Annotated in this window: 16 protein-coding genes; 12 read left to right on the top strand and 4 right to left on the bottom strand. The window is 62.2% G+C overall.

Annotation, left to right across the window (positions count from 1 at the left end; genetic code table 11):
* The first annotated feature begins 74 nt into the window (after positions 1-74).
* Both rsmD and coaD read left to right on the top strand, forming a co-directional pair.
* On the top strand, positions 75-776 hold the full coding sequence (gene rsmD, locus L63ED372_RS11985; protein WP_062406154.1) for a 16S rRNA (guanine(966)-N(2))-methyltransferase RsmD: 702 nt from the start codon (positions 75-77) through the stop codon (positions 774-776).
* Complete coding sequence (gene coaD / locus L63ED372_RS11980) at positions 773-1,291, top strand: pantetheine-phosphate adenylyltransferase (RefSeq protein WP_062406153.1); 519 nt, start codon at positions 773-775, stop codon at positions 1,289-1,291. Before rsmD ends, coaD begins: the two co-directional genes overlap by 4 nt.
* A gap of 12 nt (positions 1,292-1,303) precedes the next feature.
* Here coaD and recJ read toward each other — a convergent pair whose 3' ends face one another.
* From recJ to L63ED372_RS11965, 3 genes are all read right to left on the bottom strand, one after another.
* Complete coding sequence (gene recJ, locus L63ED372_RS11975; protein WP_062406152.1) at positions 1,304-3,013, bottom strand: single-stranded-DNA-specific exonuclease RecJ; 1,710 nt, start codon at positions 3,011-3,013, stop codon at positions 1,304-1,306.
* Between the two features lie 8 nt (positions 3,014-3,021).
* Entirely contained in the window at positions 3,022-3,978 is a 957-nt protein-coding gene (locus tag L63ED372_RS11970; RefSeq protein ID WP_062408052.1) for a hypothetical protein, read from the bottom strand.
* Between the two features lie 99 nt (positions 3,979-4,077).
* Positions 4,078-4,920, bottom strand: coding sequence for an acid phosphatase (locus tag L63ED372_RS11965; protein WP_062406151.1), 843 nt, complete (start codon positions 4,918-4,920; stop codon positions 4,078-4,080).
* Between the two features lie 185 nt (positions 4,921-5,105).
* Between L63ED372_RS11965 and L63ED372_RS11960 the strand changes: the two genes are divergently transcribed.
* The 10 genes from L63ED372_RS11960 (at position 5,106) to L63ED372_RS11915 (ending at position 15,395) form a co-directional block, all read left to right on the top strand.
* Entirely contained in the window at positions 5,106-6,374 is a 1,269-nt protein-coding gene (locus tag L63ED372_RS11960; RefSeq protein ID WP_062406150.1) for a lipoprotein-releasing ABC transporter permease subunit, read from the top strand.
* The gene (gene lolD / locus L63ED372_RS11955) at positions 6,367-7,062 is read left to right on the top strand and encodes a lipoprotein-releasing ABC transporter ATP-binding protein LolD (RefSeq protein ID WP_062406149.1); all 696 of its coding nucleotides are present in this window, start codon (positions 6,367-6,369) and stop codon (positions 7,060-7,062) included. The genes L63ED372_RS11960 and lolD overlap by 8 nt, the downstream gene beginning before the upstream one ends.
* Positions 7,063-7,077: 15 nt before the next feature.
* A complete protein-coding gene (locus L63ED372_RS11950; protein WP_062406148.1) occupies positions 7,078-7,917 on the top strand; it encodes a TatD family hydrolase in 840 nt (279 codons plus the stop codon).
* Positions 7,914-8,684 carry a hypothetical protein gene (locus tag L63ED372_RS11945; RefSeq protein WP_062406147.1) on the top strand — a complete coding sequence of 257 codons (771 nt, stop codon included), beginning with the start codon at positions 7,914-7,916 and terminating at the stop codon, positions 8,682-8,684. Before L63ED372_RS11950 ends, L63ED372_RS11945 begins: the two co-directional genes overlap by 4 nt.
* A gap of 148 nt (positions 8,685-8,832) precedes the next feature.
* Entirely contained in the window at positions 8,833-9,321 is a 489-nt protein-coding gene (locus L63ED372_RS11940; RefSeq protein WP_062406146.1) for a tripartite tricarboxylate transporter TctB family protein, read from the top strand.
* 13 nt (positions 9,322-9,334) lie between these two features.
* Complete coding sequence (locus L63ED372_RS11935) at positions 9,335-10,846, top strand: tripartite tricarboxylate transporter permease (protein ID WP_062406145.1); 1,512 nt, start codon at positions 9,335-9,337, stop codon at positions 10,844-10,846.
* A 203-nt stretch (positions 10,847-11,049) separates the two neighbouring features.
* Entirely contained in the window at positions 11,050-12,024 is a 975-nt protein-coding gene (locus L63ED372_RS11930; RefSeq protein ID WP_062406144.1) for a Bug family tripartite tricarboxylate transporter substrate binding protein, read from the top strand.
* A 1-nt stretch (position 12,025) separates the two neighbouring features.
* Positions 12,026-13,648, top strand: a complete 1,623-nt coding sequence (locus L63ED372_RS11925) for a gamma-glutamyltransferase family protein (RefSeq protein WP_062406143.1) — start codon at positions 12,026-12,028, stop codon at positions 13,646-13,648.
* Entirely contained in the window at positions 13,648-14,553 is a 906-nt protein-coding gene (locus L63ED372_RS11920) for a DMT family transporter (protein ID WP_062406142.1), read from the top strand. The genes L63ED372_RS11925 and L63ED372_RS11920 overlap by 1 nt, the downstream gene beginning before the upstream one ends.
* A 41-nt stretch (positions 14,554-14,594) precedes the next feature.
* Positions 14,595-15,395 (top strand): SDR family oxidoreductase, encoded by an 801-nt coding sequence (locus L63ED372_RS11915; RefSeq protein WP_062406141.1) that lies wholly within the window; start codon positions 14,595-14,597, stop codon positions 15,393-15,395.
* Between the two features lie 31 nt (positions 15,396-15,426).
* Here L63ED372_RS11915 and L63ED372_RS11910 read toward each other — a convergent pair whose 3' ends face one another.
* Positions 15,427-16,326 (bottom strand): DMT family transporter, encoded by a 900-nt coding sequence (locus L63ED372_RS11910; protein WP_062408050.1) that lies wholly within the window; start codon positions 16,324-16,326, stop codon positions 15,427-15,429.
* Between the last annotated feature and the right edge of the window lie 37 nt (positions 16,327-16,363).

Raw genomic sequence — 16,363 nt, 5'->3', positions numbered from 1 at the left:
CGCGTGGTGCGACAAGGCCACGGGCTGCACCCACAGGGTCAAAGGTACACAGGGCCGCTTTACACTTGCGGCCTATGCCTTCTTCCAAAACCTCACGCACCACACGTGCCAGTGGCAGCGCCCGTTCGGCCCCGGCCAAGAAACCGGCTCCCCGCTCCCCCAAAGGCCAACCTTCGCACGAGGTGCGCATCATCGGCGGCCAGTGGCGGCGTACGCGGCTGAAGGTGCTGGACAAGCCGGGCCTGCGGCCCACGCCCGACCGCGTGCGCGAGACCTTGTTCAATTGGCTGGGCCAGGACCTGAGCGGCTGGCGCTGCGTGGACGCGTTTGCGGGCACGGGTGTGCTAGGGCTGGAGGCCGCTTCGCGCGGTGCTGCCCATGTGCTGTTGGTCGAGCAGGACGCTGTGTTGGTGCAGCTGCTGCAGGACAACGTCACCCGCCTCAAGGCCGACGCGGTCAGCGTGCAGCGTGGCGACGCAGTGAGCGCTCTGGGCCGTTTGCCCGCGGGCAGTGTGGACCTGGTCTTCATCGACCCGCCCTTCGATGGCCCCTGGTTTGAACCGGCCCTCAAGGCGGCCACCCGGGCCGTGCCTGTCGGTGGCTGGATTTACCTGGAAGCGCCTGTGGCCTGGCCTGCCGAGGCGCTGGGGGTTTTGGGCTTGCAGTGCGAGCGCCACCTCAAGGCGGGTGCGGTGCACGCACATTTGCTGCAACGCACCAGTCTCGAACCTGTGCCCACCCCGACCGTCATACCTACTGAAGGAGACACGCCATGAGCCGATCTGCCAACACCGCTGTGAACGCTGTTGTCACAGCCGTTTATTCGGGCACCTTTGACCCGTTGACGCTGGGGCATGAAGACGCCATCCGCCGCGCCGCAAAAATGTTTGACCAGGTCGTCATCGCGGTGGCTCGGGCGCACCACAAAAACACTTTGTTCAGTCTGGACGAGCGTGTGGCCTTGGTGCAAGCCGCGCTGGCCGATTGCCCGAATGTGAAGGCGCTGCCTTTTGACGGTTTGATCGTGGAATTTGTGCGAGCGCAAAACGCCCAGGTGATCGTGCGCGGCCTGCGCTCGGTGACCGATTACGACTACGAAACCCAGATGTCCGGCATGAACCGCCACCTGGCCCCGGAAGTGGACACCGTGTTTTTGCACACCAGCGCCCCTGTGCAGCACATCAGCAGCACCTTGGTGCGAGAAATTGCCAAGCTGGGCGGCGATGTGTCGGGCTTGGTGTCTGCACCGGTGCTCAATGCCTTGCAGGGCAAGGTCGCGACCAAACATTGAGCCATTGGGGATTTAAAGCTCAGCGCCCTCCACCAAAAAGCGCACCCGCTTTTGGCCCTGCCACTCGTCGGCATCCAGCCGGTAGGCCAATTTGACGCGTGATGGCAAAGGCTCGGTGCGGCCAAACCAGATGCCCTCGACCGGCTGGCCTTGGTGCTTCATCTTGAGTGACAGGTGTTTCTCGCCCACCAAGCGTTGCGACACGATTTCGATCTCTTCGCAAAACACGGGCGGTGCAAATCCCTGGCCCCAGACTTCGTGGTGCAGCATCTCCACCAAATCCACCCGGCGGTATTCGGCGGGCAGCGGCCCATCGGTTTCCAGACGGCGTTGTAGCGTGGCCGCGTCCAGCCATTCCAGGGCCACTTGGTTCAGCGTTTCTTCAAACACATCCAGGTGCTCTTCGGCAATCGTGCAGCCCGCTGCCATGGCGTGGCCACCAAAACGCAGCAACACGCCCGGGGTGCGTTTGGCCACCAAATCAAGCGCGTCACGCAAATGAAAGCCTGCGATGGAGCGGCCTGAGCCTTTGAGTTCATGCTCCTTGCCCGGGGCGCTGCTGGCCGCGAACACAAAGGTGGGGCGGTGCAATTTGTCCTTGATGCGCGAGGCCACGATGCCGACCACGCCTTCGTGAAAATCCGGGTCGAACACACAAATGGCGGGCGGCGGCTCGTCGCCTTCGTCAAACAGCGACTCGGCCATCTCCATCGCCATCTCGCGCATGTCACCCTCGATCACGCGGCGCTCGCGGTTGATCGCGTCCAGCTGCCGCGCCAGCTCGTCGGCGCGGCCTGTGTCGTCGGTCAGCAAGCATTCGATGCCCAGTGTCATGTCGGCCAAGCGGCCTGCCGCGTTGATGCGTGGCCCCAAGGCAAAACCAAAGTCAAAAGTGGTGGCCTTGGCGGTTTCGCGGCTGGCGGCACGCATCAGCGCGGCCATGCCCGGCGGCATGGCCCCGGCCCGCACGCGGCGCAGGCCCTGCGCCACCAGGCGGCGGTTGTTGGGGTCGAGCTTGACCACATCGGCCACCGTGCCCAAAGCGACCAGCGGCAGTAAAGCGTCCAAGCGCGGTTGGTTGCTCGCGTCAAACACGCCGCGCTGGCGCAGCTCGGCCCGCAGGGCCAGCAGCACGTAAAACATCACACCCACACCCGCGATGGATTTGCTGGTGAAGCTGCAGCCGGGCTGGTTGGGGTTGACGATGACTTCGGCGCTGGGCAACTCACTCCCAGGCAAATGGTGGTCGGTGACCAGCACCTGCAGGCCCAGGGCCTGCGCGGCCTGAACGCCCGCTACGCTGGCGATGCCGTTATCCACGGTGATCAGCACATCCGCGCCTTGTGCGTGCACCCGCTCGGCAATGGGTGGGGTCAGGCCATAGCCGTCGACCACGCGGTCGGGCACCAGGTAGCTCACATTGTTTGCCCCCAGCATGCGCAGGCCACGCACACCCACGGCGCAAGCGGTGGCGCCGTCGCAGTCGTAATCGGCCACGATGCACAGGCGCTTGTTGTGCGCCATGGCATCGGCCAGCAACTTGGCTGCTTCTTGCGTCCCCAACATGCCCGCCGGGGGCAGCAGCAGGTTCAGCGCGTCATCGAGTTCGTCTTTGGACAGTACGCCACGCGCCGCATACAGGCGGGCCAGCAGGGGGTGGACGCCCGCTTGTTCCAGCGCCCAGGCGCTGCGGGGGGGCACATCTCGGGTGAGCAAATTCATGGCGTGATTCAGGGGGGGCAGGAAGTGATGAGGGCTTGCAAGGCCGCTTCAGTGGAAGGTTGCTTGAACAGTCGGTGGATGCGCTGGTGCCAGGCGGCGGGCGCGGCTGTGTAGGTGTGGGCGGTGTGTTCGCTGCACAGGCTAAGCTGGCCTTGGCCCGTGGCTTTGACGTGTTGTACCAAATCGGCCACGGCCGTTGCATCGAGCTGCTGCCAAGCTTGCCGCCAAGCTGGCACATCCCCATGCAAAGCGCTGGACCGGAGGGCGTCCGGCACGGTCATCGTCCCGTTCATGGGTGCGGCAGCGGCAGGCAGCGAGCCCGCACCGTGCAGCCAAAAGGCATTGACCGTGTGTTGTCTGCGGGCGTCGCGGGCGTCGTTCACTGGGTGGTTGTAGAGCAGCATCTGCATCTCGCTTTGCAAGCGTTGCAGTGGCCGCGCCGCAGGGTGCTGGGGCATCCAGTCTTTCACGTTTTGGCCAATCACCCGGTCGAGCGAGGCGGTGGGCAGGTCGGCCAGCATCGCGCCTTGGGCGTGCCAGCGCAAGGCGCTGTGCCAAGTCACTTGCAAGCCGTCTTCTTGCAAAAACGGTTGCATGGCTTGCAGCAGTTGCTGCGATTCATCGTCGCTCAAGCGCAAATGCGCGGGGTCGGCCATCACCACCTGGTCCATGCCGACCTGCCAGTGGCAGGGCGTCATCCAGGCTTGGGGCGCGGCGCTCTGCTGGCCTTGTTGCGCCTGGTGCCACGCAGCCCAAGGCAGGGTGGGAGCGTCCAGCGGCCAGCCCAAGGCTTGGGCTTGCAGGCGTTCGTGGGGCAGGTGCAGTGCTGTGGGGCCAGCGTCTTGCAGGACCTGCTGGCGCTGCAGCAGGCTCAGCAGGGCTTGCAAATAGGGCAGCTGCCAACCGGCCCAGACCTCGGGGCCGGAGAAGGCTTGGCTGGCCGCATAAGGAATGATCAGGTGCATGGGGCCTGATTGTCGCAGGCCCCATGCGATGGGCTGGGGGGTGTGGTAGGTGAAGCCTTGGTTTGGGGTGTTGGAATTTGAACGCTCAACGTTCAAAGCTCAACGTTTCAGTGCATCAGCTTCAGCAGCGCAGTCTTTGCGGTCAGACTTCAGGCCCCTGGCTCGGGCGGCGTCGATTTCGGCTTTGGCCAGTTGGGCCTGGGCCTGAAACACCGGGTCGGCCTGCAAACGGGCCACAGCGGCTGCGCCCACCACCCGCCCAGCTTCCAGGTCACTTTGCCAGTGCACGCCACACACCATGCGGCTGTCGCCAAAGGCGTGGCCGCGTTGGAGCAAGGCGTTGGCCTTGTCAGGGGCCAAGCCTGCCAGGATCAAACCCCAGCCCCAGCCCAGTGCGGCGTGGCCCGAGGGGTAAGAGCCGTCCTTGGACAGGTGGGCCTCTTCCTTGGGTGAGCAGGTGGTTTCACCCAGCTCGGCAAAGGGACGCTTGCGCTGGTAGTGGTCTTTGGCTTTGTAAGTGGCAAAGCCCGCGTCAATCAAGCTGCGGCGCAGCAGCATGTTCAGGTGGGGCGTGGCCTCTTGCGAAATCGGCATGTCCAGTGCGCAAGAGAACACCCCAGCCGCTTCGGGAAACTTCAGGTTCACGTCCTTGAAGGCGTATTCCCAGCGTGGTGTGTTGCGCAGGGCACGCGTTTGCTGGTGCAGCTGTAGATCGGCTGCATGGCGGGCCGATCCGGGGGCGGGCGGTGGCGGCACCAGGGCCAGGCTGTCGGGCAGTTCCTTGCGATCGATGTAACCGTTCAGATAGCCTGTGCCCTTGCGAAATTCACCCACCACTTCGGGTGAGGTGGGGGGTGTGGCGGTCTTCAACGGAACGGTTTGGCAGGCGCTGAGCAAGGCGGCACCGGCCAGAGCGCTCAGGGTGCAAATGTGGGTGTTCATGGTCGTGTCTCCTTTTTTGTGGCTTGCCCCATCCGGCGGGGTTCTTGGATTTCAGACGCCTTGGTGGCTTCAAAAGGTCTCCATTGCGACTTTTTAAGTGAAAACACTGGGTGGGCTGTCTGTGCTCAGGCTTTGTGCCTGTGCGCCGGGCGGTGGCCTTGACCGATTCGTCACAATAGCGGCTTATGGCTTTTTTCAAGAACATTCCCTACGAGCTGGTGCTGGGCTGGCGCTACACCCGCGCAGGCCGTGCCACCCGGCGCAATGGCTTCATCTCCTTCATTTCGGGGGTGTCCATGATGGGCATTGGCCTGGGGGTGGCCGCACTCATCATCGTGCTGAGTGTGATGAACGGTTTTCAAAAAGAGGTGCGCGACCGCATGCTGGGTGTGGTGTCGCACATCGAGGTCTATGCCGTGGACGCTGCCGCGGTGACCGATATGCCCGGCTTGCTGAGTCGGCTGAAGGCGCACCCCCAGGTGTTGGGTGCAGCTCCCTTCATCACCGCGCAGGCCTTGCTGGCGCGGGGCGAGGACATGAAGGGCGTGCTGGTGCGCGGGATCGACCCGGCGCTGGAGCCCGAGGTCAGCGATTTGTCGAACGAGACCCAAGCCGGGGTGCTGCAGCGCCTGCAGCCGGGCGAATTCAGCCTGGTGCTGGGCCGTGACCTGGCCAACAACCTGGGTTTGCAAAGTGGCGACCCGGTGACCCTGGTTTCCCCCTCGGGTCAGGTGACCCCCGCGGGTGTGGTGCCACGCATGAAGCAAATGGGCGTGGTGGGCACCTTTTCGTCGGGCCACTACGAATACGACTCGGCGCTGGCGCTGATGCATGTGGAGGACGCTGCCCGCATGTTTCGGCTGGAAGGCCCAAGCGGCGTGCGCCTGAAGCTGCGCGACCTGCACCAGGCACGCGAGGTGGCGCGGGACCTGCAACTGGACCTGGGCCCCGCGTTTTTTGTGCGCGACTGGACGCAACAAAACAAGACCTGGTTTGCAGCGGTACAGGTTGAAAAACGCATGATGTTCATCATCCTCACGCTCATCGTGGCGGTGGCGGCTTTCAATCTGGTCAGCACGCTGGTGATGACGGTGACCGACAAACGCGCCGACATCGCGATCCTGCGCACGCTGGGCGCCAGCCCGCGCAGCATCATGGGCATTTTTGTGGTGCAGGGCGCGACGGTGGGCGTGATCGGCACGATGAGCGGCTTGTTGCTAGGCTTGCTCGTGGCCTTCAACATCGATGTGATCGTGCCCGCGCTGGAGACGCTGTTCAACGCCAGCTTTTTGCCGCGTGACATTTACCTGATCAGCCGCATGCCCAGCGAGCCGCTGGCCAGCGACATCCTGCCCGTGGCCATCATTTCTTTGGTCTTGGCTTTCGTGGCCACGCTCTACCCCAGCTGGCGTGCCAGCCAGGTCAACCCGGCGGAGGCCTTGCGCTATGAATGACACGAAAAACCACGTGGTGCTGCAGGCCCAAGGCCTGACCAAGCGCTTTTCCGAAGGGCGCCTGGATGTGACGGTGCTGCAAGGCGTGGACCTGGCCGTGCATGCGGGCGAGACACTCGCCATCGTGGGCGCGTCGGGCTCGGGCAAGAGCACCTTGCTGCATTTGCTCGGCGGCCTGGACGCCCCAAGCCAAGGTTCGGTGCAATTGAAGGGCCAGTTGCTGTCGGCCCTGAGTGCGACCGCTCAAGGCCAGTGGCGCAATCGCTACTTGGGTTTTGTTTACCAGTTCCACCATTTGCTGCCCGAGTTCAGCGCCCTGGACAATGTGGCCATGCCGCTGTGGATTCGCCGCCAAGACCGCGCCGAAGCCGCGGCCGTGGCCAGTGGCTGGTTGCAGCGTGTGGGCTTAGGCGATCGCCTGCACCACAGGCCTTCAGAGCTGTCGGGCGGGGAGCGCCAGCGTGTGGCCCTGGCCCGCGCCTTGGTCAACGACCCGGCCTGCGTGCTGGCCGATGAGCCCACGGGCAACCTGGACCGCGAAACCGCCGACGGCGTGTTTGCGCTGATGCTGCAACTGGCCCGCGAGCGCGGCACTGCCTTTGTGGTGGTCACGCACGACCAGGCCTTGGCGGCGCGTTGCGACCGGCAATTGCATTTGGTCAAGGGCGTGCTCCAAGCGCCTGTCTGACCGGTTTGTCGCGCCATGTGGATCGACACCCACTGCCACCTGGACGCGGCCGAGTTTGACGCCGACCGCGACGCGTTGCGCGAAGCGGCACGCGCCGCAGGCGTGACGCACTGCGTGATCCCGGCGGTGCACGCCGCCCACTGGACCCAAGTTGCGCAGCTGGCCGAGCAGCATGGCGACGCATACGCTTTGGGCATCCACCCTTTGTATGTGCCCCAAGCGCAAGAGACGGATGTGCAGGCACTGGACCGCGCATTGACCGAGCGGCGTGATGACCCGCGCCTGGTGGCCGTGGGCGAGATCGGGCTGGATTTTTTTGTGCCCGAGCTGTGCACGCCCTCCATGCGCGAGCGGCAGTGGTGGTTTTACACCGCGCAGCTCAAACTCGCCCAAAAGCAAGGCTTGCCCGTCATCCTGCATGTGCGACGCTCGGCCGACCTCTTGCTCAAAGGCTTGCGCCAATGCCCGGTGGTTTCGGGCATTGCCCACGCCTTCAACGGCAGCCACCAGCAGGCCCAGGCCTTTGTGGACATGGGCTTTGTCCTGGGCTTTGGTGGCACCTTGACTTACGAGCGCTCCTTGCAGCTGCGCCGCCTGGCCTGCGAGCTGCCTCTCAGCGCCTTGGTGCTGGAAACCGACGCGCCCGACATCCCGCCGCAGTGGCTCTACCAAACCGCCGAGCAGCGGGCACTGGGCGCCAAGCAGGGCCGCAACAGCCCCGCTGAGTTGCCGCGCATCGCGCAGGTGCTGGCCAGCTTGCGTGGTTTGCCGCTCACCGATCTGGCAGCAACCAGTACCGCCAATGCCTGCCGTGTGTTGCCCCAGCTGGCCGCTCTGTACCATCACGCCCCATGACCCGAAAAAAATCCCCTGTCGCCAGCCTCGAACTGCCCGAAGTTAACTTCTCCGAAGACGGTGAGATCCGTTACCTGCACTTGGGCACCGAATGGATTCAGGGCTCCATGTTTCTGGACCGGCCTTTTGACATTGAGCTCGAATATGTGCAGCGCATGTTCGGCTGGCTGCTTTTTTTCCCGCACGACGACGTCAAGGGCGCTCACGCCATGCAGCTGGGGCTGGGCGCAGGTACCATCACCAAGTTTTGCTACAAGAAACTCAAGATGACCTGCACCGCTGTGGAGCTCAACCCCGGTGTGCTGCACGCTTGCCGCGGCTGGTTCCGTTTGCCCCCCGACGACGAGCGTCTGCGTGTGGTGCTGGCCGATGCGTCGCTCGAAATCCAGAAAGACGAATGGCTCGGCACCGTGGATGCGCTGCAAGTGGACCTGTACGACGAAGAGGCCGCCGCCCCGGTGCTGGACACACCCGACTTTTACCGCCATTGCCGCGAACTGCTCAGTCCACAAGGCTGCATGACGGTGAACCTGTTTGGCCGCTCATCGAGTTATGCCGAGAGTGTGGAGAAAATTTGCGCCGCCTTTGGCGAAGACGCGGTCTGGGCCTTCAAGCCCACACGAGAGGGCAATGCCATCGTGCTGGTGCAGCGAACCCCCAGCCGCCCATCGCGCGTTGCATTGCTGCAAACGGCCAGTGCCATCGAAGAAAAATGGGGACTGCCTGCATCCAAATGGCTCAAGGTGTTCAAACCTCTGACCCTGTGAATTCGTGCGAAAGAGGAGCGCACCGAAGTAAGTTGCGCATCAGGGTTAACCATGGTTTCGTCGCGCCGGGGACATAGGTGTAACCCACATTCATCAAGTGGCTTTGATCACGCAGAATCAGTCCAACTCAATACAGAGGAGATATCGCGTGAACATCAAGAGTCAAAAAGACTTTTTCTCAGGGCTGTTTTACCTGGTGGCGGGGGGTGCCTTTGCCATTGGTGCCACCAACTACAACGTAGGTACAGGTGCTCGAATGGGGCCGGGCTACTTCCCGCTTTTGCTGGGCATCTTGTTGGCCATCATTGGTGCCTTCGTCATGTTCAAGTCCCTGACCGTGGAAACCCAAGATGGTGAAAAAATTGGCAAATGGGCTTGGAAGCCTTTGTTCTTCATCATCGTCGGCAACTTGTTGTTTGGCATCTTGCTTGGCGGGCTGCCCAGCATCGGCGTGCCGGCCATGGGACTGATCGTGGCGATTTTTGGCACGACCCTGGTCGTCAGCCTGGCGGGAGACACTTACAAACTCAAGGAAGTTTTGATTCTCTCCATCATCCTGTCCATCGGCAGTTACGGTGCATTCGTGAAGCTGTTGAATTTGCAGTTCCCCGTCTGGCCCACCTTCATCACCGGTTGAGGAGAAATAATTCATGGACTTGTTTGACAATCTTGCACTCGGTTTTGGGGTGGCGTTCACCTTCCAAAACCTGATTTACGCCTTCGTCGGTTGTTTGCTGGGCACCTTGATCGGTGTGTTGCCAGGGGTGGGCCCTGTGGCCACCATCGCCATGCTCTTGCCCGCCACCTACGCGCTGCCCCCTGTGGCCGCGCTGATCATGCTGGCCGGTATTTACTACGGCGCGCAATACGGCGGTTCCACCACTGCGATTTTGGTCAACTTGCCCGGTGAAGCCTCGTCGGTCGTGACCATGATCGACGGCTACCAAATGGCCCGCAAAGGCCGTGCCGGTCCCGCTTTGGCGGCAGCCGGTCTGGGTTCGTTCTTTGCCGGTTGTGTGGGCACTTTGGTGTTGGCCGCTTTTGCCGTACCCTTGACCGAAGTGGCCTTCAAGTTCGGCCCGGCCGAATACTTCTCGCTCATGGTGTTGGGCTTGATCGGCGCGGTGGTTTTGGCCTCGGGCTCACTCATCAAAGCCGTGGGCATGATCGTGTTGGGCCTGTTGATGGGCTTGATCGGTACCGACGTGAACTCCGGTGTGGCCCGTTTCAGCTTCGACATTCCTGAGTTGACCGACGGTGTCGGCTTCATCGTGATCGCGATGGGTGTGTTCGGTTATGGCGAAATCATCTCGAATCTGTCCAAGCCCGAAGAAGACCGCGAAGTCTTCACGGCCAAAGTGACTGGCCTGATGCCCACTGCGCAAGACTTCAAGCGCATGGTGCCTGCTGTTTTGCGCGGTACGGCTTTGGGTTCTGCTTTGGGCATCTTGCCCGGTGGCGGTGCACTGCTTGCAGCTTTTGCGACTTACACCATCGAGAAGAAAACCAAACTTCAACCCGGCGAAGTGCCATTTGGGCAAGGCAACATCCGCGGTGTGGCTGCGCCTGAGTCGGCCAATAATGCGGCGTCGCAAACTTCCTTCATCCCCTTGCTGACACTGGGCATTCCACCCAACGCGGTGATGGCTTTGATGGTGGGCGCGATGACCATCCACAACATTCAGCCTGGCCCTCAGGTCATGACCAGCAACCCCGAGTTGTTCTGGGGTTTGATCGCCTCGATGTGGATCGGCAACGCCATGTTGATCATCTTGAACCTGCCTTTGATCGGCATCTGGATCAAGTTGCTGTCGGTGCCTTACCGTTGGTTGTTCCCGGCCATTGTGTTGTTCTGTGCGATCGGCGTTTACTCGACCAACAACAACACCTGGGACATCTGGATGGTGGCCATGTTCGGTGTGATCGGTTACATGTTCATCAAACTCGGCATGGAGCCTGCGCCACTGCTCTTGGGCTTCATCTTGGGCCCGATGATGGAAGAGAACCTGCGCCGCGCTATGCTGCTCTCGCGTGGTGACTGGAGCGTTTTTGTCACCCGCCCCTTGTCGGCCAGTTTGCTGGCGATGGCGTTGCTGCTGCTCATCATTGTGGCTTTGCCATCGATCAAGTCCAAACGCCAAGAGGCTTTTGTGGAAGAGTGATGCGTCTTAGGATTTGACAGGGCTTCTGTGCCCCCCTCTGCAACGGCCTCCTTGGAGGCCGTTGTCTATTGGGCTTGGCCTTGTTCAGCTTCACACGCTGGCACAGACCGTGGTCTTGTCACTTGGGCGCTGCAGCGGCGCAGGGCCTCTGAGACAATGGATTTTTTGATTTTTGCGCCTGACATGGGTGGAGGAACTTGACCATGAAAAAACGACATCTCTTGCGTGGCTTGTGTGCCGCCACCTTGGCCGTTGCCAGCCTGGGCTTGGCCCAGGCCCAAAGTTACCCCAGCAAAGCCGTGCGCCTGATCGTGCCCTTTCCGGCGGGCGGCGCGACCGATTTGTTTGCCCGCACCTTGTCGCAAAAAATCAGCGAAAAACTGGGCCAGCCTTTGGTGGTGGAAAACCGCCCCGGCGCTGGCGGCACCTTGGGCTCTGATCTGGCCGCTAAGGCCACGCCTGATGGCTACACCTTGCTGCTGTCCACCTCCAGCACGCACTCGATTGGCCCCAACCTGAACCCGCGCATGCCTTACGACGCGGTGCGCGACTTCACGCCCATCGCGCATTTGGGCAATGCGCCCAGCATCATGCTGGTGCCCAACAACTCGCCCGCCAAAACCGTCAAGGAATGGGTCGACTACGCCAAGAAAAACCCAGGCCGCCTGAACTACGCATCCAGCGGTAACGGCACCATCGTGCAGTTGTCGGCCGAGTTGTTCAAGGCGCAGGCCGATGTGTTCGTGGTGCACATCCCCTACAAGGGCACGGCGTTGGCCATCCCTGACCTGATTTCGGGCAAAGTTGACGTGTTGTTTGACAGCTTGCCCACGGGCATGCCGCATGTGCGCGACGGCCGCTTGCGTGCTTTGGGTGTGACCACCCTCAAGCCCACGGCGCTGGCACCGGGCATCCCCGCCATCGCCGATGTCTTGCCGGGCTACGAGTCCAACACTTGGTTTGGTTTCTTTGGCCCCAAAAACCTGCCCGCCGAGGTGGTCACCCGCATCAACTCCGCAGCCAACCAAGTCCTCAAAGACCCTGAGGTGATGGACAAGCTTTTGCGCTTTGGCATTGAGCCCGTGGGCGGCACGCCTGCCCAGTTCACCACCATGCTGGCCAGCGAATCGGCCAAGTGGAAAAAGATCATTACCGAGCGCAAGATCACATTGGATTGACATGAATTTCGATTACCAGTTTCCCTACACCAGCACCCGCTTGCCGCTGTTTGCACGCAATGTGGTGTCCACCTCGCACCCACTGGCCGCGCAAGCTGGCTTGCGCATGATGCTCAAGGGCGGCAACGCGGTTGACGCCGCCATTGCCGCTGCCGCCGTCATCACCCTGACCGAGCCCGTGAGCTGTGGTTTGGGCTCTGACGCTTTCGCCATTTTGTGGGACGGCAAAGAGCTGCATGGCCTCAACTCGTCTGGCCCGGCCCCTGCCACCTGGACCCCCGAATACTTTCACCGCAAATACGGTGCCGAGACCAAAACACCGCCCAAGCGCGGCTTTGACTCGGTCACCGTGCCGGGTGCCGTGGCCGGTTGGGTGGCCCTGAGCGACCGATTCGGCAAGCTGCCCTTTGCCGACTTGATGGAGCCCGCCATTGAAGTGGCTGAGCGTGGTTATTTGATCCCGGTGGTGGTGCAGCAAAAGTGGGCTGCTGCCACACCCGAGCTGCAGTCGCAGCCCGGCTTTGCGCAAAGCTTTTTGCCTTGGGGCCGTGCGCCACAGGTGGGCGAGTTGTTCCAGTTCAAAAACGCGGCGCGGGGCCTCAAGGCCATTGCCGCCACCAAAGGCCAGGCGCTGTATGGCGGCGAGATCGCCCAGGCCATTGAAAAGTTCGCCAAAGAAAACGGCGGCAGCATCACCGCCAAAGACCTGGCCGATTTCAAGCCCGAGTGGGTCAAACCCATGGCGCAAGACTACCGGGGTTACACCCTGCACGAGATCCCACCCAACGGCCAAGGCATCGCCGCCTTGATCGCGCTGGGCATCCTGTCCAACTTCGACATGGCCAGCCACAAGGTCGACAGCGCCGACTCGCAGCACCTGCAGATCGAGGCGATGAAACTCGCCTTTGCCGACACTTACCGCTACGTGGCCGATCCGCGTTTCATGGAGTTGCCACCCGAGCAAATGCTGGACCCAGCTTATCTCTCCAGCCGCGCCAAGCTGATCGACATGAAAAAGGCCCAAGACTTCAAGGCGGGCAACCCGGTCAAGGGCGGCACGATTTACCTCACGGCTGCCGATGAAAACGGCATGATGATCAGCTTCATCCAGAGCAACTACATGGGCTTTGGTTCGGGCGTGGTGGAGCCCACTTATGGCATCAGCTTGCAAAACCGGGGCCACGGTTTCAGCACCGACCTGCAGGGCCAAAACCCCGCCAACCTGGTCTTGCCCGGCAAGCGCCCCTTCCAGACCATCATCCCGGCCTTTGTCACCAAAGACGGCCAACCCGTGATGAGCTACGGCGTGATGGGCGGCAACATGCAACCCCAAGGCCACATGCAAACCCTGGTGCGCATGCTCGACTACGGCCAGAACCCGCAAGCGGCGTGTGACGCACCGCGCTGGCGCTTCAACACGGGCCTGAACATCAACGTCGAAGCCGCGATGAATGGCGGCACGGTGCAAGAGCTGATCGCACGCGGCCACCAGCTCGACATCATCAACGACTCGTACCAGGACTTTGGTGCAGGCCAGTTCATCTGGCGCATGGGCGATCCGGCCGTGCAGGGCTACCAAGTGGCCAGTGACCCGCGCCGCGACGGCCAAGCCGTGGGCTTTTGATGGTGCCCAGCCCCACGCCGCACCTGACGGCGGGTCTGTTGTTGGCTGCGGCTGGGTCCATGGCCTTCAGCGGCAAGGCCATCATCGTCAAGCTGGCTTACCGGCACGGTGTAGACGCGGTCACCTTGGTCATGTGGCGCATGCTGCTGGCCCTGCCTTTGTTTGTCCTCATGGCCTGGTGGGCTGGGCGGGGTAAAGCGCCGCTCACCCGGCAAGACTGGCTGGGCGTGTTGGGCTTGGGCTTTTGTGGTTATTACCTCTCGAGCTTTCTGGACTTTTGGGGCCTGGAGTTCATCAGCGCCTCCTTGGAGCGATTGATCCTCTACCTCAACCCCACACTCGTCTTGCTGCTCGGTTGGGTGTTGTTCAAAAAACGCATCACCCAGCGTCAAGGCGTGGCCATGGCCATCAGTTATTCGGGCGTGTTGCTGGTGTTTGGGCACGAGCTGGGGCTGGCTGGGCCGCACGCGGCTTGGGGGGCTTTGCTGGTGTTTTTGAGCGCAGGCACTTATGCCCTGTACATGACCTACAGTGGGCAACTGGTCCAGCGCTTGGGTTCATTGCGCTTGGCGGGTCTGGCCACTTCGGTGGCCTGTGGTTTTTGTTTGCTGCAGTTTGTGCTGCTCAGGCCCTTGGCCACAGCGGTGGTGCCCGAGCCCGTGATGTGGCTGTCTCTGCTCAACGCCACCGCTTGCACCGTGCTGCCAGTCCTTTTGGTCATGATGGCCATTGAGCGCATCGGGCCAGGCCTGACAGCGCAAACGGGCATGATCGGCCCCATGTTCACGCTGCTCATGGGCGTGTGGATTTTGGACGAACCGTTCAACATGTGGATCATCGCCGGGACCGTGTTGGTCTTGAGCGGTGTGTTTTGGGTCACGCGGCCAGTGGGCCGCACAACGTAACGCGGCCAGCAAGCCGCACAACATCAAATCAGGAGATTGACATGGACTTGGGCATTGCAGGCAAGTGGGCTTTGGTGGGTGGCGCAAGCAAAGGCTTGGGCTGGGGTTGCGCCCGGGCCTTGGCCTTGGAAGGCGTGAACGTGGTCATGGTGGCACGCGGTGCCGAGGTGCTGAACAAAGCCGTGGACGACTTGCGTGCCGAGACCGGCGGTAAGGTTCAGTTGATCGCTGTGGCGGTGGACATCACCACCGAAGCGGGACGCGAAGCCATCTGGAACGTGGCAGGCGGCCCAGGCAAAGATTACGACATCGTGGTCACCAACGCTGGCGGCCCGCCGCCCGGCGACTTCCGCGACTGGGGCCGCGAGGCCTGGCTCAAAGCCATCGACGGCAACATGCTCACCCCGATTGAGCTCATCAAGGCCACCGTGGACCGCATGGCCGCACGAGGCTTTGGCCGCATCGTCAACATCACCAGCAGCGCCGTCAAAGCGCCCATCGACGTGCTGGGCCTGTCCAACGGCGCACGCAGCGGCCTCACGGGCTTTGTGGCCGGGGCTTCGCGCAGCGGCATTGCTGCCAAAGGCGTGACCATCAACAACCTGCTGCCCGGCAAATTTGACACTGACCGCATCCGGGCCACCCTGCCCGCCATGGCGCAAAAGCAAGGCAAAACGGTGGAAGAGCTGCGCGTGATCCAGCAAGCGCAAATCCCTGCAGGCCGCTACGGCAATCCGCAAGAGTTCGGTGCCATCTGCGCCTTTTTGTGCAGTCAGCATGCGGCCTACATGACGGGGCAGAACGTGTTGGCGGATGGTGGGGCCTACGCGGGGACGTTCTGACGCCAGCAGCTTGTGGTGTTTGTTGCGGTGCTCAGCGCCGCGATGACACCCAGATCCCACCAATGATCAGCCCGAACGCCAGCACGTGATAAAGCTGCGGCAGCTCACCCAAAAAGGCGGCTGAGAAGACGGCCGCGAACAATGGCGTGAGGTTGGCAAAAAACCCCGCCACCGCAGGCCCCGCTTGCTGGATGCCCAGGCCCCAGCAGCGGTAGGCCATCACGGCCGGGCCTACGGCCACAAAGGCCAGTGCACTGACCAAGGGCCAACCCCAGTTGATGTGGGCATCGGTCAATCCCCATTCCATGCCCGCAAACAAGCCCGACCAGCCCAGACCAAAGACCACTTGCGCGAGCAAGAAGGCGGCCCAGTCCTGTCGGATGGCTTCGGGCTCGTCTTTGCGGCTGAGCATCCAGCTGTACCAAGACCAGCAGGCGGTGGCCAACAAAATGAACAGGTCACCGATCACCAGTTTGACCGCCAAGAGTTGAGCCCAATCACCCCGTGACAAGACCACCAGCACGCCCACAATCGACAGGGCTGCTCCGTACACCTGGGCACGGCGCACCGGGGCCTGAAAAAACAGGGCCCCAATGGCCAGCATCCACACCGGGCCGCTGGCGGCCACCAAGGTCACGTTGAGCGGGGTGGAGGTTTGCAGGGCCAGGTATTGCAGCGCGTTGTAGCAACCCACACCCAGCAAACTGAGCAAGGCAAAGCGCCGCCAGTGTTGCCACAGGCCACTGTTGCGCTTCAAAACCCAAGCGGCCAAGGGCAGCAAGATGAACAAGGCCACCGCCCAGCGCAAGAAATTGAGCGTGATGGGCGGCACCAGGTCGCTGACCAAGCGGCCCACCACGGCATTGCCCGCCCACAGCAATGGGGGAACGGTCAGCAGCAAGGCTGTGACAGGCGTGAGTTTTTGGGTCATGCGGCACTGTATCGGCATTCGGGTTTTCCCGCTGTCG

The sequence above is a fragment of the Limnohabitans sp. 63ED37-2 genome, assembly GCF_001412535.1.
In the GTDB taxonomy this organism is placed as follows: domain Bacteria; phylum Pseudomonadota; class Gammaproteobacteria; order Burkholderiales; family Burkholderiaceae_C; genus Limnohabitans_A.
Note: the sequence above shows the minus strand (reverse complement) of the source record. Positions and strands in the feature narration are given on the sequence as shown.